Consider the following 24,327-nt stretch of genomic DNA (forward strand, 5'->3'; position numbering starts at 1 on the left):
CCCCTCACCCGTGTTCGCCTCGGGGCTGTGACCGCTCACGGTGTTTCCGGTGCCGTGACCGGCCGATCACGTACGTCCTTCCCGAGGACGATTCTCCGGCCTGCGATGCACCGCACCGAACCCGCAGGCCGATCCACGAAGATCGACCGGACAGGACCTGAGCGCCGGACGGGCCGCGGCCGTTCGACGGGCTTGTGAAATCAAGCCCGCCGAAGGATCCCCCGCATGCCCTTGACACTGTGGAGCTCCAGGGCACGGCGCAGGCGCAGGCCGCGCGCCATGTCTCAGCTCTGCTGCCGGGACGGCCACCGCGGCCAACCGCCCCACCGCGCAGCCCACCTGCCGGTGAAGGCCGACCGGCGTTCCGAGAGCGCGTCCATCACCCGAATGGCCGAGCGTGGTGCCACGACCGCCCGGATCCGGGTGAAGCGGTCGGCGGAGATCCGCAGGCTGTTCCGCACCGTCTCCACGTCCTCGGCGAACCCGGCGTCCGTCCGGGGCTGCGGCGCGTAGAGCACCTGCTCCACCGCCCCCGCCACCCGGTGCACCGCGGCCGCCGCCTCCGTGTCGAGCCGCCCCAGCCGGACCACCCGGGCCGCCGTCTTCCGCGGGGTCTGTGAGTCGTCCGGCTCGATGCCGTGGTCCCACGCGGTGTCGATGATCTCCAGCCAGGCCGCCAGCGTTCTGGCCGCCACATCGGCAGGCGTGCGCCCGGTGGACGACGCCAGCCTCCGCCTACGCACCCGTACCCGCCACAGCATCGGCAGCAACGGCAGCGTGACGACCACCAGCGCGGCCGAAGCCGCCCAGACAACGGTGCTCGTCGGGGTCCCCGAGTCCGTCGGCCCTCCCGCGGCCGGCGCCACCTCGTTGCCGCACTCGCCCATCCTGCGCTGCTGCTGCGGGCAGCTCTCCGAGGCGGACGGTACGGCGGACGGCGCCGCCGAGGCGCCCCGCTCGGGCTGGCTCGGGTCGGTCGCGCCGCCCGCCGGGGCGTCCGGCTGGGTATAGCCGGGCGCGCTGCCACGCGTCGGGGTCGGCTCGAACCGGGTCCATCCGACGCCCTCGAAATACAGCTCGGGCCAGGCGTGCGCATCGCGCAGCCCCACCGACACCGCACCGTTCGACTGCACGGTGCCGGGAGTGAAGCCCACCGCGACGCGGGCCGGAATGCCCAGCGTCCGCGCCATCGCGGCCATCGTGAACGAGAAGTGGACGCAGAAGCCCCTCTTGTCCTTGAGGAACCGGCCGATCGCGGCCGAGCCGGTGCCGGAGGTCACTGTGGTGTCGTAGCTGAAGCCGCCCTCCGAGGCGAAGTAGTTCTGCAGCTTCACCGCTCGCTCGTAGTCGTTGGCGGCGTCCTTCGTCACCCGGTCCGCCGTCTTCTTGACCACCTCCGGCAGCGAGCCCGGCACCTTGGTGTACTCCCGCAGCACTTCGGAGGGCGCGTCGGGAGCCGCGGCGAGCTGGTCCGCCGTCGGCTGCACGACCAGGCTCGACACCTCGTACCGCGCGCCGCTGGTCGTCTGGCCGCGGTCGCCGACGAGGGTGCGCCCCGCGGGTTCGTACCGCCAGCGCCCGCCGATCCTGACCTCGGTCGCGGGGTAGGGGAGTGGCAGATAGGTCTGCTGGTAGGACTGGGAGGAGGAGATGTTCGACCGGATCTCCGTGACAGCGACATCCGGACTCAGCCCGTCCGGCCCCGGGATCCGCTTCGGCACATCCTTCAGGCTGCGCCGGGAGGCCCGCCACTCACTCCCGTTGAACTGGTCCAGGGCAATAATCCGCAGATAGAAGTCCTGAGGGTTCCGGGAATTGGTGCGATAGGACATCACCTCCCGGTTCTCCGGCTGGTTCAGATTGTTCTGCAGCGAGACCAGCGGGTTCACCGCGGAGATCGTGCCGCCGCCACCGCCCTTGCCGTTCCCGCTGCCGGTCCCCGCGAGGAGCCCGCCGTCGAGAGCGGGCAGGGCCGCCGGTACGGCCAGTGCGATGCCCAGTGCCAGCGCACCGATCCGCCGCCCGGTGCGGATCGGTGCGAGCGCCCGGCCGCCCGACACGTCGAGACCGGCCGCCCCACCGCTCGGTGACCGTCCCGCACCGCCGAAGACCCGCCCCCACTGGGAGATCCGGTCCCGGCCCTCGGCCAGCAGGAGCAGCAGATAGCCGCAGGCGGCGAGCAGGAACCAGAGCCAGCCCGCGCCGCCGCCGCCGGACAGTCCCGCGGCGACCGAGTAGAGCGCCAGGAGCGGCAGCCCGGCCGGGGCCGCGCTGCGAAACGTCACCGCGAGGGTGTCCACGGCCAGACCGATCAGCAGTACACCGCCGACCAGCATCAGCCGGATGCCCGCCGTCGCGGGCGCCGGGATGGCGTACTGCCCCACGTCGTCCGCGCCCGCCCGCAGCAGGTCCGCCAGGTGCCGTACGGCCTCGGGGCCCGGCAGGAAGCCGACCACCGCCTGCTCCCGTGCGAACACCGCGGTCAGCAGCACCAGGGTGACCAGGAACTGTGCCGTGACGATCAGCAGCCGTGGCAGCGGCACCCTGCGGGCGAGCGCGCCCACCCCGCTCTGGATCGCCAGCAGGGCCGCGGCCTGCAGGATCCATGCGGCCGGGTCGACCAGCGGCAGCATCGAACCCGCCGCCAACAGCGTCGCCGCAAAGGCGCACAGCGCCAGCCGACCGCGACCGCTCATGACCGTCCCCTCATGACCATCCACCGGTGAAACCTGTCGTGCCGCCCGACAGCGCGGACTGCGTCACGGAGCTCTGCTGTCCCGCCTGCTGCCACAGCCGGGCCAGATCCGCCCCCGGCCCCACCGCGACCGCCGTCCAGCCCGACTCGCGCAGCAGTCGCAGGCGCTCCTCGGATGCCGCGAGCGCCGCGTCGGACGCGTTGCCGTGCATCCAGGCGGCACTGTCCAGGACGAATGCGACGGCGCCGCCGCTGCGCTGCCGCATCCGGGCGGCCACCGCCGTCTGCTCGTCGTCCAGATCGCCGAGGAACGCGACCAGCAGCCCTTCGTTACCGCTGCGCAGTACGTCGTACGCGCGCGACAGACCGCCTCCGTCGGAGTGGTCGACCACCGCGAGGGTGTCCATCATCAGTCCCGCGGAGTCGGCGGACTCCTGGGTCGATCCGGCGAAGCCACCCTCACCCTGGCCCGGCACCGAACTGCCGTCGTCGGTCAGCAGCCGCACCGCGAAGCCCCGCTCCAGCATGTGCACCAGCGCGGACGCCGCCCCCGACACCGCCCACTCGAAGGGCGAGTCGGGTCCCGTCCCCTGATAGGCGATCCGCCGGGTGTCCAGCAGCACCGTGCACCTGGCCCGCTGGGGCTGCTCCTCGCGGCGCACCATCAGCTCGCCGTAGCGCGCGGTGGAGCGCCAATGGACCCGGCGCAGGTCGTCGCCGTGCCGGTAGCCGCGCGGAATCACGTCGTCCTCACCGGCCAGGGCGAGTGAGCGCTGCCGCCCCTCGCCGTACCCGGACGCCTCGCCCGACAGACGTACCGGCGGCAGCGGCTGGGTCCGCGGGACGACGACCAGGGTGTCGTACGCACTGAACGACCGGGTCAGCTCGCACATCCCGAACGGATCGCTCAGCCGCAGCTGCAGCGGCCCGAGCGGGTACCGCCCGCGCAGATCCGACCGGACCCGGTAGGACACCTCGCGCCGGCCGCCCGCCTCCACCCGGTCCAGGACGAACCGGGGGCGCGGCCCGAGCACATAGGGCACCCGGTCCTGCAGCATCAGCAGCCCGGTGGGCAGCCGGGACACGTTCTCCATCCGCAGATGCACCCGTGCCTCGGTGCCCGCGGGCACCCGGGACGGGGAGAGCCGTCGGGTGCCCGCGACCCGGTAGCGGGTGCGGAGGAGCACCGTCATACAGACCAGCGGAAGCACGCTGAGCAGCAGCCCGACCCGCAGCAGATCACCTTGGCCGAGCACATACGCGCAGATCGCGGCCGCGATTCCGGCAGCGAGGAAGGACCGCCCACGCGTGGTCAGCCCGCCCAGCGCGGCCCGCAGACCGCCTTTGCCCTCGCCGTCCTCCATCGAGGCGGACCCCCCGGCCGTCATCATGCCCGCCGTGCGCCGGGCGGCTGCTGCCGGCCGTACACCGGCCGGCCCGGTTGGTGCTGCGGCGCCGGGACCGACGTACCGCCGGCCGCGGTCGGCACCGGCGTCTGCTGGAGGATCTCCAGCACGACCTGCTCCGCGGTGCGGCGGTTCAACTGGGCCTGCGCGGTGGGCAGCAACCGGTGCGCGAGCACCGGGACGGCCAGCGCCTGCACATCGTCCGGCAGACAGTAGTCCCGCCCGGTCAGCGCCGCGGACGCCTTGGCGGCTCGCAGCAGATGCAGGGTGGCGCGCGGCGAGGCACCGAGTCTGAGATCCGGGTGGCTGCGGGTGGCGCCGACCAACTCCACCGCGTACCGCCGCACCGATTCGGCCACATGGACCGTCCGCACGGCTTCGATCAGCTTCACGACGTCGTGGGCGTGCGCCACCGGCTGCAGATCGTCGAGCGGTGAGATGCCGCCGTGCACGTCGAGCATCTGCAGTTCGGCCTCCGCACTGGGGTAGCCGATCGACACCCGGGCCATGAACCGGTCGCGCTGGGCCTCGGGCAGCGGATAGGTGCCCTCCATCTCGACCGGGTTCTGGGTGGCCACCACCATGAACGGGTCCGGCAGTTCGTAACTGTGCCCGTCGATGGTGACCTGGCGCTCCTCCATCGACTCCAGCAGAGCGGACTGGGTCTTCGGCGAGGCGCGGTTGATCTCGTCGCCGATCACGATCTGGGCGAAGATCGCGCCCGGCTTGAATTCGAAGTCGCGCCGCTGCTGGTCGAAGATCGACACGCCGGTGATGTCCGAAGGCAGCAGGTCCGGCGTGAACTGGATGCGCCGCACCGAGCAGTCGATCGACCGCGCGAGCGCCTTGGCCAGCATCGTCTTGCCGACCCCGGGGACGTCCTCGATGAGGAGATGCCCCTCCGCGAGCAGCACGGTCAGCGAAAGCCGTACGACCTCAGGCTTGCCTTCGATCACACTCTCCACCGACCTGCGCACCCGCTCCGCTGTGGCGGTCAGATCTGTGAGGCTCGCTCGATCGTCATAGGTCGTCACCCGGCCCTCCTCGGCCCTGTCCCGCGCTCTCAAGGAGCAGGGGGTACCCCATTCACGGGCCGATGCGCTGTAGTTGGCCCGGCCCACCCCGATGTACGGACACCCTCCGGACAGGTCCGTCGGGTGTCACACCCGCATTCTTGTTGCCGTTACCGCTTCGTGTCACTCGCCTGTGGACAAGTGGATGCGAAATGTCAGGGTCCAGGCCATTTTCGGTACCCGCCGGACGTGCAACCAGGGTCAGGCGACGGGAAGGATCTCGCGGAGCAAGCCGCTGGTCACGTCGAAGACGAAGCCGCGGACGTCGTCCGTGTGCAGCAGGAACGGCGAGGTGCGGACGCGCTGCATGGACTGCCGTACGTCCTGATCCGCGTCCTTGTAGGCCTCCACGGCCCAGACCGGGCGCTGGCCGACCTCTGCCTCCAGCTCCTGCCGGAACTCCTCGGTGATCGATTCGAGGCCGCAGTTGGTGTGGTGGATCAGGATGATGCTGCGGGTGCCGAGGGCTCGCTGGCTGATGGTGAGCGAGCGGATCACGTCGTCGGTGACCACGCCGCCCGCGTTGCGGATGGTGTGGCAGTCGCCGAGCGCCAGGCCGAGCGCGTCGTGCAGGTCGAGTCGGGCGTCCATGCAGGCGACCACGGCGACCTTCAGCACCGGCCGTGCGTCCATGCCGGGGTCTTCGAAATCGGCTGCGTAACTGATGTTCGCCTCGACCAGCCGGTCGGTGACGGTTCCGCCGGTACGGGCCTGACCGGCAGCGGGTGCGGAGAGCTCGGCGTGGGGGTGCGCGGAAGTCGACATGGATACGACGTTAGCTCGCACAGTTCACTCCGGCGTGCTGTGAGAGCGGACAAAGAACGTCAACGAGGCTTGTTGTGAGGTAACCCACAAGCCTCACAACGAATCGCTCGACTGGGTGACGGAGAGGGCGGGGCGACGCGCTGCCCCGTTGATTGATCGGGAATCGATCGAATGGCAGGGTGGACTAAAGTGACCGGAAGCTACCGACACCCTGCACATTCCGAAGAATTCCCCTGTGTGCGCGGCGTACGTACGGCCCGGCCCTCTCCCGCTCGCCGGTCGGCTGACGCCACTTCCCCGGCGCCGGTGGACCTCCCCTTCCGAGCGGGCGGGGACCAGGCCGTACGTGCAGCCACACGGGACCTGAGCCTGAGAGGGCGCATGAGCCAGACCCGACACGTCCCGGTGATGCTCCAGCGATGCCTGGACCTGTTGGCCCCGGCTCTGGAAGCACCGGGCCCGCAGCAGCCCGTGGTCGTCGACTGCACCCTCGGCCTCGGCGGCCACAGCGAGGCCCTGCTCGCCGCCTTCCCGTCCGCCCGGCTGATCGCGCTGGACCGGGACAAGGAAGCGCTGCGGCTCTCCGGCGAGCGGCTCGCCCCGTACGGCGACCGGGCCACACTGGTGCACGCCGTCTACGACGAACTGCCCGAGGTGCTCGCCCGGCTCGGCATCCCCAAGGTCCAGGGCATCCTGTTCGACCTCGGCGTCTCCTCCATGCAGCTGGACGAGGCCGACCGCGGATTCGCGTACGCCCAGGACGCCCCCCTCGACATGCGGATGGACCAGACGACCGGCATCGGAGCGGCCGAGGTGCTCAACACCTACCCGCCCGGTGAGCTCGTCCGGATCCTGCGCGCGTACGGCGAGGAGAAGCAGGCCAAGCGGATCGTCTCCGCGATCGTGCGCGAGCGCGAGAAGGAGCCGTTCAGCAACAGCGCCCGGCTCGTCGAGCTGATCCGGGAATCGCTGCCGCAGGCCGCCAAGCGCACCGGCGGCAACCCGGCCAAGCGCACCTTCCAGGCGCTGCGCATCGAGGTCAACGGCGAGCTCACCGTCCTGGAGCGGGCGATCCCGGCCGCGGTGCAGTCTCTTGCCGTCGGTGGCCGGATCGCCGTTCTCTCCTATCACTCGCTGGAGGACCGCCTGGTCAAGCAGGTGTTCGCGGCGGGCGCCGCCAACACCGCGCCGCCCGGACTGCCCGTCGTCCCCGAGCGTTACCAGCCCCGGCTCAAGCTGCTGACCCGTGGCGCGGAACTGCCCACGGAGGAGGAGGTCGCCGAGAACCGGCGAGCCGCCCCCGCCCGGCTGCGCGGCGCCCAGCGGATCCGCGAGGAGGAGCGGTGAGCGCGGCCGGTCCGGCCGGCACGGCACCGGGAGAGCCCGAGGTGGCGCGGTGAGCGGACCGGCCGGACAGCTGAAGGGGCGGGCCGCGCGGCTCGCCCGGCTGATGCCCTCCGGGCCCAGCAACGCGGCCCGTACACCCTTCGTCCTGCTGGTCGTGCTGCTCCTCGGCGGCGGACTGATCACCCTGCTGCTGCTGAATTCCGCGCTCAATGAGGGTTCGTTCAGGCTGAGCGAACTGAAGAAGCGGACCACCGAGTTCACCGACGAGCAGCAGGCGCTCCAGCACGACGTCGACGGGTATTCGAAGCCCGACGCACTGGAGCGCCGCGCTCGCGAACTGGGCATGGTGCCCGGCGGCAGCCCCGCCTTCCTCAAACCCGACGGCACGGTCCGCGGCGTCCCGTCCGAGGCCGCCGCCCCGCCGACTCCCGCAGCCCCCCGGCAGACCCAGCAGGCGGCGCCCCCGCCGCCCGCCGCTGCCTCGCCCACGTCCACAGCGTCGGTCACCGGCTCGCCGTCGGCGCCGCCCGCGACGAAGCCCAGCACCTCCGCAGCCCCGCCCGCGCAGCCGCGTACCCCGGCAAACCAATCCTCGACGAGCCCCGGCAGGTGACGCAGTGCCGTCCAAGGAACCACCGCGCCGCCGGGTCCCCGGCCCCGCGCGTCCCCGTAGCGCCGCAGCCGGCTCCGGCCGCCCCCGGCCCGCCGCCCGCCGCCCGTCGTCCGCCGTGGCCGCGCCCCGCGCAAAGGGCCGCCGCCCCCCGCGCAAGGGATCGGCGCGACCGTTGCGGCTGGGCAGCCCGCGCCCCCGGCTCCGCCTGGTCAGCCTGGCGCTGACGCTCGTCATGCTGGCGTTCGTCGTGCGGCTCCTGCAGGTGCAGGCCGTCGATGCCAGTGCGTACGCGGCCAAGGCCGACAAGAACCGCTATCTGGAGTACACGGTCGCCGCCGAGCGTGGTGAGATCACCGACCGCAGCGGGATCGCCCTGGCCACCAGCGTCGACGCGTACAACATCACCGCCGACCCCAAGATGTTCACACCCGAGGACAGCAAGGCCCCGGACGCACCGGAGCAGGCCGCGGCCCTTCTCGCACCCATCCTCGGCGTCGAGGCCGGGGAGCTGACGAAGAAGCTGTCGAAGCCGAAGAGCCGGTACGTGGTGCTGGCCCGCCGCCAGACCCCGCAGGTCTGGAAGCAGATCAAGGACCTCAAGTCCGTTTTCGCCGAGAAGGCCCAGAAGGACAGGGTGAACGGCGGCACCGGGGCCAATGTGCTGGCCGGTGTCTTCCAGGAGACGACCACCAAGCGGGTCTACCCCAACGGTGGGCTCGCCGCCGGGATACTGGGTTACGTCAATGCCGAGGGCAAGGGTGCGGGCGGCCTCGAGTCGCAGCTGGACAAGGAGCTCGCGGGCGAGGACGGCAAGATCAGGTACGCCCAGTCCGGCGGCCGCAGGGTGCCCACCGCGGGTACCAGCGAGGTACCGGCGGTCGCGGGTTCCGACATCGAGCTGACCATCGACCGGGACATCCAGTGGGCCGCGCAGAAGGCCATCTCGGACCAGGTGAAGAAGTCCGGGGCGGACCGCGGCTATGTGATCGTGCAGAACGCGAAGACCGGCGAGGTCCTCGCCATGGCCAACGCCCCGGGATTCGACCCCAACGACCTCTCGCAGGCCGACGCGGCGTCGCTGGGCAACGCGGCGCTGCAGGACGTGTACGAACCGGGCTCCACCAGCAAGGTCATGTCCATGGCCGCCGTCCTGGAGGAGGGGGTGGCCACCCCCGGCACCCATGTCACCGTCCCCAACCGGCTGCACCGGGGCGACCGGCTCTTCAAGGACGACATCGACCACCCCACCTGGTACCTGACGCTCAACGGTGTACTCGCCAAGTCCAGCAACATCGGCACCATCCTGGCCACCGGGCAGCTCGGCAGGACCCAGCCGAAGGCCAACGAGGTCCTCTACTCGTATCTGCGCAAATTCGGCATCGGCCGCCCGACCGGACTGGACTACCCGGGTGAGACGCCCGGCATCCTCGCCAAGCCGCAGGACTGGTCGACCTCGCAGCAGTACACGATCCCGTTCGGCCAGGGACTCTCGCTCAACGCCATGCAGGCCGCCTCGGTCTACTCGACGATCGCCAACGGCGGCGTCCGGGTCCAGCCCACCCTGATCCGCGGAACCAAGGGCGCGGACGGCCGCTTCATCCCCGCTACCGCCCCCGAACGGACCCGGGTGATCAGCAAGAAGACCGCGACATCACTCGCGGGCATGCTGGAGTCGGTGGTCGGTGACGAGGAGGGCACCGGCACCAAGGCCCGCATTCCCGGATACCGGGTCGCGGGCAAGACCGGCACGGCCAACCGGGTCGACCCGGTCCGCGGCGGCTACCGCGGCTACACCGCGTCCTTCGCGGGCTTCGCGCCCGCCGACGACCCGCAGATCACCGTCTACTGCGCGATCCAGAACCCCACCAAGGGGAGCTACTTCGGCGGTCAGATCTGCGGTCCCATCTACAAGCAGGTCATGGAGTTCGCTCTGAAGACGCTCCAGACCCCACCGTCCGGCAGCGAGTCAGCCCGGCTGCCGGTGTCCTTCGATCCCGGCGAGTGAACTCGGGGAAACCAGTCAGTGACAACCATCACCCCCGAACCCGGGAACCGGAACGGAAACCACCGCAACCCTGCCCCCTCACTTAGCGAGGCGCCGGGTGCGCCCGGTACGCTCACCGCCGTGCCCCACGCTGAACAGTCCCAAACCACCCCGAAGGACGCCCCTGTGACCTACCCGGGAGCGCCCCGCCCGGATCGGCTGCGGCCGACCTCCCTCGGTGAACTGGCAGCCCGGCTGGGAGTCGATCCACCGGGATCCGGTGAGGTCACCGGCATCACCCACGACTCCCGGGCGGTACGGCCCGGCGATGTGTACGCGGCGCTGCCCGGCGCCCGGCTGCACGGCGCCGACTTCGTCGAGCAGGCGGCCGGTCTCGGCGCTGCAGCGGTTCTCACCGACCCGGCGGGCGCCGAGCGCGCCGTCGCGACCGGGCTGCCGGTGCTGGTCACCGAGAACCCACGCGGCCGGATGGGCGAACTCGCCGCCGAGATCTACGGGCGGCCCGGCGCCGACCTCCTCCAGATCGGGATCACCGGGACGTCCGGGAAGACCACCACCGCGTACCTCATCGAGGGCGGCTTCCGTGGCGCCGGACGCAGCACCGGCCTGATCGGCACTGTCGAGACGCGGATCGGCGACGAGCGCATCAAGTCCGAGCGCACCACCCCCGAAGCCACCGATCTCCAGGCCCTTTTCGCCGTCATGCGCGAGCGCGGCGTCGACGCGGTCACCATGGAGGTCTCCAGCCACGCCCTGGTGCTCGGCCGCGTCGACGGCTGCGTCTTCGACGTCGCCGTCTTCAACAACCTCAGCCCGGAGCACATGGAGTTCCACTCCGGCATGGAGGACTACTTCCAGGCCAAGGCGCAGCTGTTCACCCCGCAGCGGAGCCGGCAGGGTGTCGTCAACTTCGACGACGAGTACGGCCGCAGGCTGGTCACGGAGGCAACCGTCCCCGTCGTCACCTTCTCCGCCGAGGGCCACCCGGACGCCGACTGGCGCGCCGAGGACGTCGAGGTCGGGCCACTGGGCTCCGCCTTCACGGCCGTCGGTCCCAAGGACGAACGGATCACGGCCAGGGCCCCGTTGCCCGGCCCGTTCAACGTCGCCAACACCCTCGCCGCGATCGTCACCCTCGCCGTCGCGGGCGTCGACCCGCAGACCGCGGCCGACGGCGTCGCCGCCGTCCCCGGCGTCCCGGGCCGGCTGGAGCGGGTGGACGCCGGCCAGCCGTACCTCGCCGTCGTCGACTACGCGCACAAGACCGACGCCGTCGAGTCGGTCCTGCGTTCGCTGCGCAAGGTGACCGAGGGCAAGCTGCACATCGTGCTCGGTTGCGGTGGCGACCGCGACATGACGAAGCGTGGCCCGATGGGTGCCGCCGCGGCCCGCCTCGCCGACACCGCCGTACTGACCTCCGACAACCCTCGCTCCGAGGACCCCCTGGCCATCCTCGCCGCGATGCTCTCGGGCGCCGCCGAGGTGCCCGCACACGAGCGCGGTGACGTCCTCGTCGACGCCAACCGGGCCGCCGCCGTCGCCGCCGCGGTCGCCCGCGCCCGGCCCGGCGACACCGTGCTGATCGCCGGCAAGGGGCACGAACAGGGCCAGGACATCCACGGAGTGGTACGCCCCTTCGACGACCGTACGGTGCTGCGCGCGGCCATCGCACGGTCCCTGGGGCACGGGAGCGCCGAGGGCGCCCCGGAGCTCGCCCACACCCACGAGAACAACAGTCAGGGATGACCAAGTGATCGCCCTTACCCTCGCCGAGATCGCCGAAATCGTCGGCGGGCAGTCGCACGACATACCGGATCCGGCAGTGACCGTCAGCGGGCCCGTCGTCATCGACTCCCGACAGGTGCAGCAAGGCAGTCTGTTCGTCGCCTTCGCCGGCGAGCGGGTCGACGGCCACGACTACGCGCAGCGCGCCGTCGAGGCGGGCGCGGCAGCCGTACTCGCCGCCCGCCCCGTCGGTGTTCCGGCGATCGTCGTCGACGACGTCATGGCCGCGCTCGGCACCCTCGCCCGGACCGTCGTCGAACGCCTCGGCACCACCGTCGTCGCCCTCACCGGCTCCGCGGGCAAGACCTCGACCAAGGACCTGATCGCCCAGCTCCTGGAGCGCAAGGGTCCCACCGTCTTCCCCGCGGGCAACCTCAACAACGAGATCGGCCTGCCGCTCACCGCCCTGCGCGCCACCGAGAAGACCGAGCACCTGGTCCTCGAGATGGGTGCCCGCTACATCGGCGACATCCGCTACCTCACCGGCCTGGTCCCGCCGCGGATCGGTCTCGTCCTCAACGTCGGCACCGCGCACATCGGCGAGTTCGGCGGCCGCGAGCAGATCGCGATCGCCAAGGGCGAGATGGTCGAGGCGCTCCCGGAGGACGGAGTCGCCGTCCTCAACGCCGACGACCCGCTCGTCCTCGCCATGTCCTCCCGTACGAAAGCCCGGGTTCTGCTCTTCGGTGAAGCCGCGGATGCGGACGTACGGGGAGAGAAGGTCCGTCTCACCGACGACGGCCGCCCCGCTTTCACGCTCCACACACCTACCGGGTGCAGCGATGTGACCATGCGCCTGTACGGTGAGCACCACGTGTCGAACGCGCTCGCCGCGGCCGCCGTCGCCCATGAGTTGGGCCTGCCCGTGGACGAGATCGCCGTCGCGCTCTCCGAGGCGGGCACCCTCTCCCGCTGGCGCATGGAGGTCACCGAGCGTCCGGACGGCGTGACGTTCGTCAATGACGCCTACAACGCGAACCCCGAATCCATGCGAGCAGCGCTGCGCGCGCTGGTCGCCATGGGGAAGGGACGGCGTACGTGGGCGGTGCTCGGCCCCATGGCCGAGCTCGGCGACGCCTCGCTCGCCGAGCACGACGCGGTCGGACGGCTCGCCGTCCGGCTCAACGTCAGCAAGCTCGTCGCGGTCGGGGGCAGAGAAGCCTCCTGGCTGCAACTGGGCGCATACAACGAGGGTTCGTGGGGTGAGGAGTCGGTGCACGTGTCCGACGCACAGGCGGCCGTCGACCTGTTGCGCAGTGAACTGCGCGCGGGAGACGTCGTGCTGGTGAAGGCGTCCCGGTCGGCCGGCCTGGAACAGGTCGCCCAGGCACTGCTGGAGAACTCGACCGAGGGCGAGGTCACCGGCCGATGAGGCAGATCCTCTTCGCGGGGGCCATCGGGCTCTTCCTGACCCTGGTCGGTACCCCGCTGCTCATCAAGCTCCTGGCCCGCAAGGGATACGGGCAGTTCATCCGTGACGACGGCCCGCGCAGCCACGGCAGCAAGAAGGGCACGCCCACCATGGGCGGCATCGCCTTCATCCTGGCCACGCTGATGGCGTACTTCCTGGCGAAGGTGATCACCGGCGAGCAGATGCGCTTCTCCGGTGTGCTGGTCCTGTTCCTGATGACCGGCATGGGTCTTGTCGGGTTCCTCGACGACTACATCAAGATCGTCAAGCAGCGTTCGCTGGGTCTGCGGGCCAAGGCGAAGATGGCCGGTCAGCTGATCGTCGGTATCGCCTTCGCGGTGCTGTCGCTCCAGTTCGCCGACGGCCGTGGCAACACCCCGGCCTCCACCAAGCTGTCGTTCGTCACGGACTTCGGCTGGTCGATCGGACCGGTGCTGTTCGTGGTCTGGGCGCTGTTCATGATCCTCGCCATGTCCAACGGCGTGAACCTGACGGACGGTCTGGACGGCCTGGCCACCGGCGCGTCGGTGATGGTCTTCGGCGCGTACACGTTCATCGGGCTGTGGCAGTTCCAGGAGTCCTGCGCCAACGCGGTCTCCCTGACCAACCCCAACGCCTGCTTCGAGGTACGCGACCCGCTCGACCTCGCGGTCGTCGCCTCCGCGCTGATGGGCGCCTGCTTCGGCTTCCTGTGGTGGAACACCTCGCCCGCCAAGATCTTCATGGGCGACACCGGTTCGCTGGCACTCGGCGGTGCGCTCGCCGGTCTCGCGATCTGCTCCCGCACCGAGTTCCTGATGGCCATCCTCGGCGGCCTCTTCGTGATGATCACCATGTCCGTGGTCATCCAGGTCGGTTCCTTCAAGATGACCGGCAAGCGGGTCTTCCGGATGGCGCCGCTCCAGCACCACTTCGAACTCAAGGGCTGGTCCGAAGTCCTTGTCGTGGTCCGCTTCTGGATCATCCAGGGCATGTGCGTGATCGTCGGACTCGGTCTCTTCTACGCAGGGTGGGCAGCCGCCAAGTGAGCAACCAGGACTGGCAGGGCAAGCACGTCACCGTCGCCGGACTCGGTGTCAGCGGGATCCCCGCTGCCCGTGTCCTGCACGGCCTCGGCGCCGTTGTCACGGTGGTCAACGACGGGGACGACGAGCGTTCCCGTGCGCAGGCCGCAGAGCTGGAGGCGCAAGGGATCACCGTGCGCCTCGGCGACGGGGCGACCCTGCCCGAGTCCACCGAGCTCATCGTCACCACCCCCGGCTGGAAGCCGGACAAGCCGCTCTTCGCAGCAGCCGCCGAGGCGGGCGTCCCGGTCTGGGGCGACGTCGAGCTCGCCTGGCGGCTGCGCGGTCCCGATGCGGCACCCTGGCTCGCGGTCACCGGCACCAACGGCAAGACCACGACCGTCCGGATGCTCGCCTCGATCCTGGAGGCGGCCGGGCTGCGCACCGCCGCCGTCGGCAACATCGGCGTCTCCCTCCTCGACGCCGTCCTCGGCGACGAGACCTACGACGTACTCGCCGTCGAGCTCTCCAGCTACCAGCTGCACTGGGCGCCCTCGCTGCGCGCCCACTCCGCGGCCGTTCTCAACCTGGCCCCGGACCACCTCGACTGGCACGGCTCCATGGAGGCGTACGTCGCGGACAAGGGCCGGATCTACGAGGGCAACCGGATCGCCTGCGTCTACAACGCGGCCGATCCGGCCACCGAGGACCTGGTCCGCCGTGCGGACGTGGAGGAGGGCTGTCGCGCCATCGGCTTCACCCTCGGCACCCCGGGCCCGTCCCAGCTCGGCGTCGTCGACGGCATCCTCGTCGACCGTGCCTTCGTGGCCAACCGGCAGAAGCAGGCCCAGGAGCTCGCCGAGGTCGCGGACGTCAACCCGCCCGCCCCGCACAACATCGCCAACGCGCTGGCGGCCGCCGCACTGGCCCGCGCCTTCGGCGTGGAACCCAGGGCGGTACGGGACGGTCTGCGGGCCTTCCGTCCCGACGCGCACCGCATCGAACACGTCGCGGACGTCGCATCGGTGGCGTACATCGACGACTCCAAGGCCACCAACACCCATGCCGCGGAGGCCTCCCTCGCGGCCTATGACCCGATCGTCTGGATCGCAGGCGGCCTCGCCAAGGGGGCCACGTTCGACGAGCTGGTGACCGGCGCCGCCAAGCGGCTGCGGGGCGTCGTGCTGATGGGCGCCGACCGGGCGCTGATCCGCGAAGCCCTCGCGCGACACGCCCCCGAGGTCCCGGTCGTCGACCTCGACCGGACCGACACTGGGGCGATGTCCGAGGCGGTCCGCGAGGCGGCACGGCTCGCCCGGCCGGGAGACACCGTACTGATGGCCCCGGCCTGCGCTTCGATGGACATGTTCGCCAATTACAACAAGCGGGGCGAGGCATTCGCGGACGCGGTCCGCGCACTCGCCGACGAGAGCGCCTGACGGGCGCGGCCGCCGCGCCGTACTGTCCCGGACAACCGGGTTCGGGCGGCTCCGCCGCACGCCCTGGCCCTCGGCAGCAGCCCCGGGCACGAGCAGTGGAGGGGACAGCGACAATGCCGGCCGACGAGAGCTCCGCCGCGCACGGCACGGGCCGCCCACGGATCGGCCGGGTGCTCGCCCCACCCTTCCTGGCCGGACCCCCGGTGCCCGCCGGCCTCGCCCTGCGCGGCAGGCTGGCGAGCACCCGGCAGCCCGCCGTGCCGCGCTCCAGGAGCCGCAGCGGCTCCTCCGGCCCCCGCGCCCCCCGTGGCGGCGGTGTGCGGCGGCTGTACGAGCAGGCGCGCCGGGCCTGGGACCGCCCGCTGACCGCGTACTACCTGATCCTCGGCGCCGGGCTGCTGATCACCGTGCTCGGACTGGTGATGGTCTACTCCGCCTCGATGATCAAGGCGCTGGAGCTGTCGAAGCCCGGCACGTACTTCTTCCGCAAGCAGTTCCTCGCCGCCCTCATCGGTTCCGGACTGCTGATCATGGCCTCCCGGATGCCCGTCAAACTCCACCGGGCGCTCGCCTACCCGCTGCTGATGGGCACGGTCTTCCTGATGGTGCTGGTCCAGGTGCCCGGGATAGGGATGTCGGTCAACGGCAACCAGAACTGGCTCTACCTGGGCGGCCCCTTCCAGCTCCAGCCCAGCGAGTTCGGCAAGCTCGCCCTGATCCTCTGGGGCGCCGACCTGCTCGCCCGCAAACAGGACAAGCGGCTGCTGACGCAGTGGAAACACATGCTGGTGCCGCTCGTCCCGGTCGCCTTCATGCTCCTCGGGCTGATCATGCTCGGCGGCGACATGGGAACTGCGATCATTCTCACCGCGATCCTGTTCGGCCTGCTCTGGCTGGCCGGGGCGCCCACCCGGCTGTTCGGCGGGGTGCTCGCGGTCGCGGGAGTGCTGGCCTTCCTGCTGATCAAGACCAGTCCGAACCGGATGTCCCGGCTCAGTTGCATGGGCGTGAGCGAACCCGGACCCGACGGCTCGTGCTGGCAGGCCGTCCACGGCATCTATGCTCTGGCATCCGGTGGATGGTTCGGATCCGGGCTGGGTGCGAGTGTGGAAAAATGGGGCCAACTGCCCGAACCGCACACCGACTTCATCTTCGCCATCACCGGGGAGGAACTGGGGTTGGCGGGGACTCTGTCGGTGCTCGCCCTCTTCGCGGCTCTAGGCTATGCGGGTATCCGCGTGGCCGGACGCACGGAGGACCCCTTCGTGAGGTACGCCGCGGGAGGTGTGACCACCTGGATCACGGTTCAGGCCGTGATCAACATCGGTGCGGTGCTCGGCCTGCTGCCGATCGCCGGGGTCCCGCTCCCGCTGTTCTCCTACGGAGGATCGGCCCTGCTGCCGACCATGTTCGCGGTGGGGCTCCTGATCGCGTTCGCGCGTGAGGAGCCTGCTGCGAAGGCGGCCCTGGCCATGCGGAGGCCCGCGGTGAGATGGAAGACGATGAGACGGCGCGGCAAGAAGCGTCCGTCCGGAGAGCGGTGAATTTCGGTGCATGTCGTACTCGCCGGTGGGGGGACCGCCGGCCACATCGAGCCCGCGCTTGCCCTCGCGGATGCCCTGCGCAGGCAGGACCCGAGCGTGGGAATCACTGCCCTCGGCACGGAGCGCGGACTCGAGACCAGGCTCGTACCCGAGCGGGGGTACGAACTGGCGCTGATCCCGGCCGTGCCGCTGCCCCGCAAACCCACCCCGGAACTGATCACCGTCCCGGGACGGCTGCGCGGCACCATCAAGGCCGCCGAGCAGATCCTGGAACGCACGAAGGCGGACTGCGTGGTCGGCTTCGGCGGCTATGTCGCCCTGCCCGGCTACCTCGCCGCCAAGCGGGCGGGGGTGCCGATCGTGGTCCACGAGGCCAACGCCCGGCCGGGACTGGCCAACAAGATCGGTTCGCGGTACGCGCACGGGGTCGCCGTCTCCACGCCCGACAGCAAGCTGCGCGGTGCCCGCTACATCGGAATCCCGCTGCGCCGCACCATCGCCACCCTGGACCGGGCCCGGGTCCGGCCCGAGGCACGCGACGCGTTCGGTCTCGACCCCAACCTGCCCACGCTGCTGGTCTCCGGCGGCTCGCAGGGCGCCCGCCATCTCAACGAGGTGGTCCAGCGGGTCGCCCCGTTGCTGCAGCGTTCCGGGATCCAGATCCTGCATGTGGTCGGCCCGAAGAACGAATTGCCGCGCATCGACAACATGCCCGGGATGCCGCCCTACATCCCGGTACCGTACGTGGACCGGATGGATCTCGCGTACGCCGCTGCCGACATGATGCTCTGCCGCGCGGGCGCGATGACCGTCGCCGAGCTCTCCGCCGTCGGGCTCCCCGCCGCCTACGTTCCGCTGCCCATCGGCAACGGCGAACAGCGGCTCAACGCCCAGCCGGTGATCAACGCCGGCGGCGGTCTGCTGGTGGACGACGCGGCGCTCACCCCCGAGTGGGTGCAGGGCAACGTCCTGCCGGTACTTGCGGACCCGCACCGGTTGTACGAGATGTCCCGCGCCGCCGCCGAGTTCGGTCGCAGGGACGCCGACGACCTGCTCGTCGGCATGGTGTACGAGGCGATTGCCGCACGCCGCAACGCGTGAGGCCGACGGGTCCGGGGGCGGTGCCCCTGGACCCGGCATAAGGAGCGAGCGTGGCCGGACCGACGACCGCCCAGCGCGGTGCAGGGCAGCAGACGGACGACCAGGCCCGTCCGCCGCGCCCCACCGGGCGCAGGCGGCCCAGCCGCAGACTGCTGCTCGTGATCGCCGTGGCCGCCCTGCTGCTCGCCTCGGGGGTCGTCTGGGCGCTCTACGGCTCGTCCTGGTTCCGGGTGGAACAGGTCAGGACCACCGGCGTCGACGTGCTGACCCCCGCGGAGGTGGAGTCCGCCGCGGCGGTGCCGATCGGCGCCCCGCTGGTCTCCGTGGACACGGACGCCATGGCTGCCCGGTTGCGCCAGAAGTTGCCTCGTATCGACTCGGTGGATGTCGTACGGTCATGGCCGCACGAAATCGGACTTAAAGTGACCGAACGGCAGCCGGTCCTGTTGGTGAAAAAGGGCACAAGGTTCATTGAAGTGGACGCAAAAGGCGTCCGTTTCGCCACGGTGGACAAAGCGCCCGGGCGTGTACCCCTGCTCGAATTGACACCCGCTCAGTCGGCCAGCCTCCGCCGCTTCGGCAGTGGTCGGCTGGTGCGGGAAGCGGTCCGGGTGGCGGGCGGACTTCCCCGCGCAGTCGCCGAGGACACCCAGGTCGTACGGGTCACCTCGTACGACTCGATCTCCCTGCGACTGACCGGGGGACGCACGGTGGTCTGGGGCAGCAGCGAGGAGGGGGCGGTGAAGGCAAGAGTTCTCACCGCTCTCATGAAAGCGGCTCCCAAAGCGGGACACTTCGACGTGAGTGCACCCACCGCTCCCGCCGCCTCGGGTAGTTGACGGACATTTGGCCTGGCCAGCACCCTGGTTGGTCAGCGCTACGGGTGATCACATAGGGTGAAAAGAAAAACGGGAGGTTCGGCGTGTTCGTTGAACGTGCGCCACTTGTCGACTTAGTGTCCTGTTCGGAAGAGTCCAAGAAGCAGACACACTGGTAACCCTAAACTTCAACGTTAGGGTTTGGGTCGGCGTCGGACCGTCCCAATCGGCATCCGTCGTCGCGGCGGGACTACCGCGAAGCGACGACACGTAAATCGAGGCGAGAGGCCTTCGACGTGGCAGCACCGCAGAACTACCTCGCAGTCATCAAGGTCATCGGTGTCGGCGGCGGTGGTGTCAATGCCATCAACCGAATGATCGAGGTCGGTCTCAAGGGCGTCGAGTTCATCGCGATCAACACTGATGCGCAAGCCCTGTTGATGAGCGACGCCGACGTCAAGCTCGACGTCGGCCGTGAACTCACCCGTGGCCTCGGCGCCGGGGCGAACCCGGCCGTCGGTCGCAAGGCGGCAGAGGACCACCGTGAGGAGATCGAGGAGGTCCTCAAGGGGGCCGACATGGTCTTCGTCACCGCCGGAGAGGGCGGCGGCACCGGCACCGGCGGCGCACCCGTCGTCGCCAACATCGCGCGCTCGCTCGGCGCCCTGACGATCGGCGTGGTCACCCGCCCGTTCACCTTCGAGGGCCGGCGTCGCGCGAACCAGGCGGAGGACGGCATCGCCGAGCTCCGCGAAGAGGTCGACACCCTCATCGTCATTCCCAACGACCGACTGCTGTCCATCTCGGACCGCCAGGTCAGCGTGCTCGACGCGTTCAAGTCGGCCGACCAGGTGCTGCTCTCGGGTGTCCAGGGCATCACCGACCTCATCACCACCCCGGGTCTGATCAACCTCGACTTCGCCGACGTCAAGTCGGTCATGTCCGAGGCCGGATCGGCGCTCATGGGCATCGGCTCGGCCCGCGGCGACGACCGTGCGGTGGCCGCGGCGGAGATGGCGATCTCCTCGCCGCTCCTGGAGGCGTCCATCGACGGCGCCCGCGGTGTCCTGCTCTCCATCTCCGGCGGCAGCGACCTCGGCCTCTTCGAGATCAACGAGGCGGCCCAGCTGGTGAGCGAGGCGGCACACCCCGAGGCGAACATCATCTTCGGTGCGGTCATCGACGACGCGCTGGGTGACGAGGTCCGGGTCACCGTGATCGCCGCGGGCTTCGACGGCGGGCAGCCGCCCGCCCGTCGCGAGAACGTCCTGGGTGCGGGTGCCGGGAAGCGTGAGGAGACGGTGCCGCCGGTCCGGGCCGCCGAGCCGGTGCGCCAGACCGGCGGGCTCGGTTCCGTCACGCAGCGGGAGGAGCCCCAGGCCCCGGCCGAGTCCGTGCCGGTGGCGAACGAGACCCCGATGCCGCCGGTCTCGACGCCGCACGTCCCGCCGGCCCGTCCCTACCAGGACTCCCAGGCCGAAGAGCTGGATGTCCCGGACTTCTTGAAGTGATAACTCAGCACCACGCAGTGACCCCGGAGTCATCGGGGTATCGCGCTCACTTCGCCTTCACCGACAGATGGGGCGGGGTGAGCGCCGCTCCGTACGGGGAACTCAACCTCGGCGGCGCGGTCGGCGACGAACCCGCAGCCGTTCTCGCCAACCGGGAGGCGGCCGCCCGGGGTCTCGGTCTCGATCCGGCGCAGGTCGTCTGGATGAACCAGGTGCACGGGCGGGACGTCGCCGTCGTCGACGGACCCTGGGGAGAGCGTGCGGAGGTCCCCGCGGTGGACGCGGTGGTGACCGCGCGGCGCGGACTCCCGCTCGCCGTTCTCACCGCAGACTGCACCCCCGTACTTCTCGCCGACCCGGTCGCCGGGATCGCGGCGGCGGCACACGCGGGCCGCCCCGGTCTGGTCGCCGGAGTCGTCCCCGCCGTCGTCGAGGCCATGGTCGGGCTCGGCGCGGACATCTCCCGGATCACCGCGCACACCGGACCGGCCGTCTGCGGGCGGTGTTACGAAGTCCCGGCGGAGATGCGATCCGATGTCGCCGAAGCCGTTCCCGCATCGTGGTCCGAGACGAGCTGGGGGACACCGGCCGTGGACGTCACCGCCGGAGTCCACGCCCAACTCGAGGCCCTGGGGGTGCGCGACCGGCACACGTCGTCAATCTGCACCCTCGAATCGGGCGACCACTTCTCGTACCGCCGCGACCGCACCACTGGGCGGCTCGCCGGATATGTCTGGCTGGACTGATAGGGCATGACGGACCGTAGGACTCAACTCGCCGCAAATCTGGCACAGGTGGAGGAGCGTATTGCCTCAGCCTGTATCGCCGCCGGTCGCAAAAGGGAAGAAGTGACCCTCATCGTGGTCACGAAGACGTACCCCGCGAGCGATGTGCGGATCCTGCATGAACTCGGTGTGCGTCATGTCGCGGAGAATCGCGATCAGGACGCCGCCCCCAAGGCAGCCGCTTGTGCGGATCTGTCGCTCACATGGCACTTTGTCGGACAATTGCAGACGAATAAGGTTCGTTCTGTGGCGAGTTATGCCGATGTCGTGCAGTCCGTGGACCGGGTCAAGTTGGTCACGGCCCTCTCGGCCGCCGCGGTGCGTGACGGGCGCGAACTCGGGTGCCTCATCCAGGTCGCACTCGACGCGGAGAGCGGCGAGCGCGGGGCCCGGGGCGGCGTCGCGCCGGACGGGATCGACGAGTTGGCTGCCGCGGTGGAGGCGGCGCCGGGGCTCCGGCTCGACGGTCTGATGACCGTGGCGCCGCTCGCCGGACCGTACGCGGGACGGCAACGGGCAGCATTCGACCGGCTGATGGAATTCTCATCCCGCCTGCGCGGGAACCATCCGGCTGCGAACATGGTCTCTGCCGGAATGAGTGCGGACCTCGAGGAAGCGATTGCGGCCGGAGCGACACATGTACGCGTCGGTACCGCGGTACTCGGAGTCCGACCCAGGCTCCGGTAACGTCGCCAAGCAAGTCGGACCACAGCAGAAAATATGGTCATTCCCGCCGATGGCGGGCAGGCCTGAGTGGATCGCGGGGCACTTGGTGACAGATGCCGATCCACCACAGAGCGGAGGACTCAGAGCATGGCCGGCGCGATGCGCAAGATGGCGGTCTACCTCGGCCTCGTGGAGGACGATGGGTACGACGGTCCGGGGTTCGACCCCGACGACGAATTCGAACCCGAGCCGGAGCCGGAGCGCGACCGGCGGAGGCATCAGCCCGCGCATCAGGTGGAGCGGGACCGCGAGCGGGACGAACCGGTACGCGTGGTGCAGCCGCCCGCGCAGCGGGAACCGGTTCAGATCCCGGCGGAGAGCGTGCGACCCGCCCGGATTGCACCCGTGGCATCCATCACACCTGAACGCCCGAACATGGAGAAGAACGCACCGGTGATCATGCCCAAGGTTGTGTCCGAGCGGGAGCCCTACCGCATCACCACGTTGCACCCCCGGACCTACAACGAGGCCCGTACCATCGGGGAACACTTCCGTGAGGGCACTCCGGTGATCATGAATCTCACGGAGATGGACGATACGGACGCGAAGCGACTTGTCGACTTTGCGGCAGGACTCGTCTTCGGTCTCCATGGCAGCATTGAACGGGTGACGCAGAAGGTGTTCCTGTTGTCGCCTGCTAACGTCGATGTCACGGCGGAGGACAAGGCCCGCATCGCTGAGGGCGGATTCTTCAACCAGAGCTGAGAACACGACACCGGGAACAACCCGGCCGCGAGGCCGGAGCTACGAGAGCCAGGGGAGAGGGAAGCGCGAAATGGGCGTCGCACTGCAGGTTGTCTATATCGCGTTGATGTGTTTCCTCATCGTGCTGATCTTCCGGCTGGTCATGGACTACGTCTTCCAGTTCGCACGTTCATGGCAGCCCGGCAAGCCGATGGTGGTGCTTCTCGAGGCCACCTACACTGTCACCGATCCACCGCTCAAGCTTCTGCGGCGGTTCATTCCGCCGTTGCGTCTCGGGGGCGTGGCACTCGACCTGTCCTTCTTCGTTCTGATGATCATCGTTTACATCCTGATCTCGATCGTGACCAAGCTGTGAACGATACGGTCTTGCCGACTGCCGACGACTACGTAGAGGTGAAGAAGAGATGCCGCTGACCCCCGAGGACGTGCGGAACAAGCAGTTCACGACCGTCCGCCTCCGAGAAGGCTATGACGAGGACGAGGTCGATGCCTTCCTCGACGAGGTCGAGTCCGAGCTGACCCGCCTGCTCCGTGAGAACGAGGACCTGCGCGCCAAGCTGGCCGCCGCCACGCGTGCCGCCGCGCAGAACCAGCAGCAGCAAGGTATGCGCAAGCCGGAGCCGCAGGACCGTCCCGGCGCACCGGTGCCCGCCGCCATATCTGGTCCGCCGGTCCAGCAGCAGCCCCCGCAGATGGGTCCGCCCCAGCTGCCCGGTGGTGCTCCGCAGCTGCCCGCCGGTCCCAGTGGTCACGGTCCCCAGCAGCACGGCCCCGGCCCGCAGGGCCAGCACGGCCCCGGCCCGATGCAGGGCGGTCCCATGGGCGGCCCGATGGGCGGTCCCATGGGTCACGCGCCGCAGCAGCAGATGCAGCAGATGCAGCAGCCGCAGATGCAGCAGCCCGGTCAGGGCCCCGGTGGCGACAGTGCCGCCCGTGTCCTCTCGCTCGCGCAGCAGACCGCCGACCAGGCGATCGCGGAGGCCCGTTCCGAGGCCAACAAGATCGTCGGCGAGGCGCGCAGCCGTGCCGAGGGCCTGGAGCGCGACGCGCGTGCCAAGGCGGACGCGCTGGAGCGGGACGCGCAGGAGAAGCACCGCGTGGCGATGGGCTCGCTGGAGTCGGCCCGCGCGACGCTGGAGCGCAAGGTCGAGGACCTGCGTGGCTTCGAGCGCGAGTACCGGACCCGGCTGAAGTCGTACCTGGAGAGCCAGCTGCGTCAGCTGGAGACCCAGGCCGACGACTCGCTGGCCCCGCCGCGGACTCCGGCAGCCGCTTCGCTGCCGCCGTCGCCCTCGCTGGCTCCGGCCGGTGCGGGTGCCATGGGGCACAACACCATGGGTGGCAACCACGGCAGCCCGCAGATGGGCGGCAACCCGTCCATGGGCGGTGGCCCCTCCTACGGCGGCCAGCAGCAGATGTCGCCGGCGATGACTCAGCCGATGGCACCGGTGCGGCCGCAGGCGCCGCAGCCGATGCAGCAGGCGCCGTCGCCGATGCGTGGGTTCCTGATCGACGAGGACGACAACTGAGCGGGTTGCGCGCGCTGAGCGCGTAGCCGTCGGCAGGCAAAGGGCCGGGCCCCGGGGTTTTCCCC

General features: G+C 70.3%; 20 protein-coding genes. 16 read left to right on the top strand and 4 right to left on the bottom strand.

Translation table 11 applies throughout. From position 1 onward, the window contains the following. Positions 1-284: 284 nt before the first annotated feature. The 4 genes from ACFU6I_RS40540 to ACFU6I_RS40555 all read right to left on the bottom strand — a co-directional run bounded on the left by ACFU6I_RS40540 (position 285) and on the right by ACFU6I_RS40555 (position 5,939). Positions 285-2,696 carry a DUF3488 and DUF4129 domain-containing transglutaminase family protein gene (locus ACFU6I_RS40540; protein WP_384377059.1) on the bottom strand — a complete coding sequence of 804 codons (2,412 nt, stop codon included), beginning with the start codon at positions 2,694-2,696 and terminating at the stop codon, positions 285-287. Positions 2,697-2,706: 10 nt separating this feature from the next. Next, positions 2,707-4,083 (bottom strand): DUF58 domain-containing protein, encoded by a 1,377-nt coding sequence (locus ACFU6I_RS40545; RefSeq protein ID WP_384377111.1) that lies wholly within the window; start codon positions 4,081-4,083, stop codon positions 2,707-2,709. Beyond that, positions 4,083-5,135, bottom strand: coding sequence for a MoxR family ATPase (locus ACFU6I_RS40550; protein ID WP_345514576.1), 1,053 nt, complete (start codon positions 5,133-5,135; stop codon positions 4,083-4,085). The genes ACFU6I_RS40545 and ACFU6I_RS40550 overlap by 1 nt, the downstream gene beginning before the upstream one ends. 240 nt (positions 5,136-5,375) lie before the next feature. Continuing rightward, positions 5,376-5,939 (bottom strand): beta-class carbonic anhydrase, encoded by a 564-nt coding sequence (locus ACFU6I_RS40555; protein WP_384377062.1) that lies wholly within the window; start codon positions 5,937-5,939, stop codon positions 5,376-5,378. 381 nt (positions 5,940-6,320) lie between these two features. Between ACFU6I_RS40555 and rsmH the strand changes: the two genes are divergently transcribed. From rsmH to ACFU6I_RS40635, 16 genes are all read left to right on the top strand, one after another. Then, on the top strand, positions 6,321-7,286 hold the full coding sequence (gene rsmH, locus ACFU6I_RS40560; RefSeq protein WP_384377065.1) for a 16S rRNA (cytosine(1402)-N(4))-methyltransferase RsmH: 966 nt from the start codon (positions 6,321-6,323) through the stop codon (positions 7,284-7,286). Between the two features lie 49 nt (positions 7,287-7,335). Beyond that, positions 7,336-7,899: a septum formation initiator gene (locus ACFU6I_RS40565; RefSeq protein WP_384377068.1), complete on the top strand. Its 564-nt coding sequence runs from the start codon at positions 7,336-7,338 to the stop codon at positions 7,897-7,899. A 4-nt stretch (positions 7,900-7,903) separates the two neighbouring features. Beyond that, entirely contained in the window at positions 7,904-9,904 is a 2,001-nt protein-coding gene (locus ACFU6I_RS40570; protein ID WP_384377071.1) for a penicillin-binding transpeptidase domain-containing protein, read from the top strand. A gap of 18 nt (positions 9,905-9,922) precedes the next feature. After that, on the top strand, positions 9,923-11,650 hold the full coding sequence (locus tag ACFU6I_RS40575) for a UDP-N-acetylmuramoyl-L-alanyl-D-glutamate--2,6-diaminopimelate ligase (RefSeq protein ID WP_384377074.1): 1,728 nt from the start codon (positions 9,923-9,925) through the stop codon (positions 11,648-11,650). A 4-nt stretch (positions 11,651-11,654) separates the two neighbouring features. Next, positions 11,655-13,061: a UDP-N-acetylmuramoyl-tripeptide--D-alanyl-D-alanine ligase gene (gene murF / locus ACFU6I_RS40580; RefSeq protein WP_384377077.1), complete on the top strand. Its 1,407-nt coding sequence runs from the start codon at positions 11,655-11,657 to the stop codon at positions 13,059-13,061. Further along, on the top strand, positions 13,058-14,128 hold the full coding sequence (mraY, locus tag ACFU6I_RS40585) for a phospho-N-acetylmuramoyl-pentapeptide-transferase (RefSeq protein ID WP_384377080.1): 1,071 nt from the start codon (positions 13,058-13,060) through the stop codon (positions 14,126-14,128). The genes murF and mraY overlap by 4 nt, the downstream gene beginning before the upstream one ends. After that, positions 14,125-15,543 carry a UDP-N-acetylmuramoyl-L-alanine--D-glutamate ligase gene (gene murD, locus ACFU6I_RS40590; RefSeq protein WP_384377083.1) on the top strand — a complete coding sequence of 473 codons (1,419 nt, stop codon included), beginning with the start codon at positions 14,125-14,127 and terminating at the stop codon, positions 15,541-15,543. The genes mraY and murD overlap by 4 nt, the downstream gene beginning before the upstream one ends. A gap of 113 nt (positions 15,544-15,656) precedes the next feature. Next, positions 15,657-17,087 carry a putative lipid II flippase FtsW gene (gene ftsW / locus ACFU6I_RS40595; protein WP_384377087.1) on the top strand — a complete coding sequence of 477 codons (1,431 nt, stop codon included), beginning with the start codon at positions 15,657-15,659 and terminating at the stop codon, positions 17,085-17,087. A gap of 6 nt (positions 17,088-17,093) precedes the next feature. Continuing rightward, positions 17,094-18,188: an undecaprenyldiphospho-muramoylpentapeptide beta-N-acetylglucosaminyltransferase gene (murG, locus tag ACFU6I_RS40600; protein WP_384377090.1), complete on the top strand. Its 1,095-nt coding sequence runs from the start codon at positions 17,094-17,096 to the stop codon at positions 18,186-18,188. Between the two features lie 50 nt (positions 18,189-18,238). After that, positions 18,239-19,027 carry a cell division protein FtsQ/DivIB gene (locus tag ACFU6I_RS40605; protein ID WP_384377093.1) on the top strand — a complete coding sequence of 263 codons (789 nt, stop codon included), beginning with the start codon at positions 18,239-18,241 and terminating at the stop codon, positions 19,025-19,027. 275 nt (positions 19,028-19,302) lie between these two features. Then, positions 19,303-20,517, top strand: coding sequence for a cell division protein FtsZ (gene ftsZ / locus ACFU6I_RS40610; RefSeq protein WP_384377096.1), 1,215 nt, complete (start codon positions 19,303-19,305; stop codon positions 20,515-20,517). Further along, positions 20,514-21,263: a peptidoglycan editing factor PgeF gene (pgeF, locus tag ACFU6I_RS40615; protein ID WP_384377099.1), complete on the top strand. Its 750-nt coding sequence runs from the start codon at positions 20,514-20,516 to the stop codon at positions 21,261-21,263. Before ftsZ ends, pgeF begins: the two co-directional genes overlap by 4 nt. Positions 21,264-21,269: 6 nt before the next feature. Then, a complete protein-coding gene (locus ACFU6I_RS40620) occupies positions 21,270-21,989 on the top strand; it encodes a YggS family pyridoxal phosphate-dependent enzyme (protein ID WP_384377102.1) in 720 nt (239 codons plus the stop codon). A gap of 126 nt (positions 21,990-22,115) precedes the next feature. Beyond that, the gene (locus ACFU6I_RS40625) at positions 22,116-22,733 is read left to right on the top strand and encodes a cell division protein SepF (protein ID WP_030972886.1); all 618 of its coding nucleotides are present in this window, start codon (positions 22,116-22,118) and stop codon (positions 22,731-22,733) included. Positions 22,734-22,803: 70 nt separating this feature from the next. After that, entirely contained in the window at positions 22,804-23,088 is a 285-nt protein-coding gene (locus ACFU6I_RS40630) for a YggT family protein (protein WP_384377105.1), read from the top strand. A gap of 49 nt (positions 23,089-23,137) precedes the next feature. Next, complete coding sequence (locus ACFU6I_RS40635) at positions 23,138-24,262, top strand: DivIVA domain-containing protein (RefSeq protein ID WP_384377108.1); 1,125 nt, start codon at positions 23,138-23,140, stop codon at positions 24,260-24,262. Positions 24,263-24,327 lie beyond the last annotated feature (65 nt).

This window comes from Streptomyces sp. NPDC057486, assembly GCF_042802415.1.
Classification (GTDB): Bacteria; Actinomycetota; Actinomycetes; order Streptomycetales; family Streptomycetaceae; genus Streptomyces; species Streptomyces yanii.

Bases quoted from the DNA above. Each gene is read 5' to 3' on its own strand.
- ACFU6I_RS40540 (WP_384377059.1), bottom strand. From the start codon at position 2,696: ATGAGCGGTCGCGGTCGGCTGGCGCTGTGCGCCTTTGCGGCGACGCTG.
- ACFU6I_RS40545 (WP_384377111.1), bottom strand. From the start codon at position 4,083: ATGACGGCCGGGGGGTCCGCCTCGATGGAGGACGGCGAGGGCAAAGGC.
- ACFU6I_RS40555 (WP_384377062.1), bottom strand. From the start codon at position 5,939: ATGTCGACTTCCGCGCACCCCCACGCCGAGCTCTCCGCACCCGCTGCC.
- rsmH (WP_384377065.1), top strand. From the start codon at position 6,321: ATGAGCCAGACCCGACACGTCCCGGTGATGCTCCAGCGATGCCTGGAC.
- mraY (WP_384377080.1), top strand. From the start codon at position 13,058: ATGAGGCAGATCCTCTTCGCGGGGGCCATCGGGCTCTTCCTGACCCTG.
- ftsW (WP_384377087.1), top strand. From the start codon at position 15,657: ATGCCGGCCGACGAGAGCTCCGCCGCGCACGGCACGGGCCGCCCACGG.
- ACFU6I_RS40620 (WP_384377102.1), top strand. From the start codon at position 21,270: ATGACGGACCGTAGGACTCAACTCGCCGCAAATCTGGCACAGGTGGAG.
- ACFU6I_RS40625 (WP_030972886.1), top strand. From the start codon at position 22,116: ATGGCCGGCGCGATGCGCAAGATGGCGGTCTACCTCGGCCTCGTGGAG.
- ACFU6I_RS40630 (WP_384377105.1), top strand. From the start codon at position 22,804: ATGGGCGTCGCACTGCAGGTTGTCTATATCGCGTTGATGTGTTTCCTC.
- ACFU6I_RS40635 (WP_384377108.1), top strand. From the start codon at position 23,138: ATGCCGCTGACCCCCGAGGACGTGCGGAACAAGCAGTTCACGACCGTC.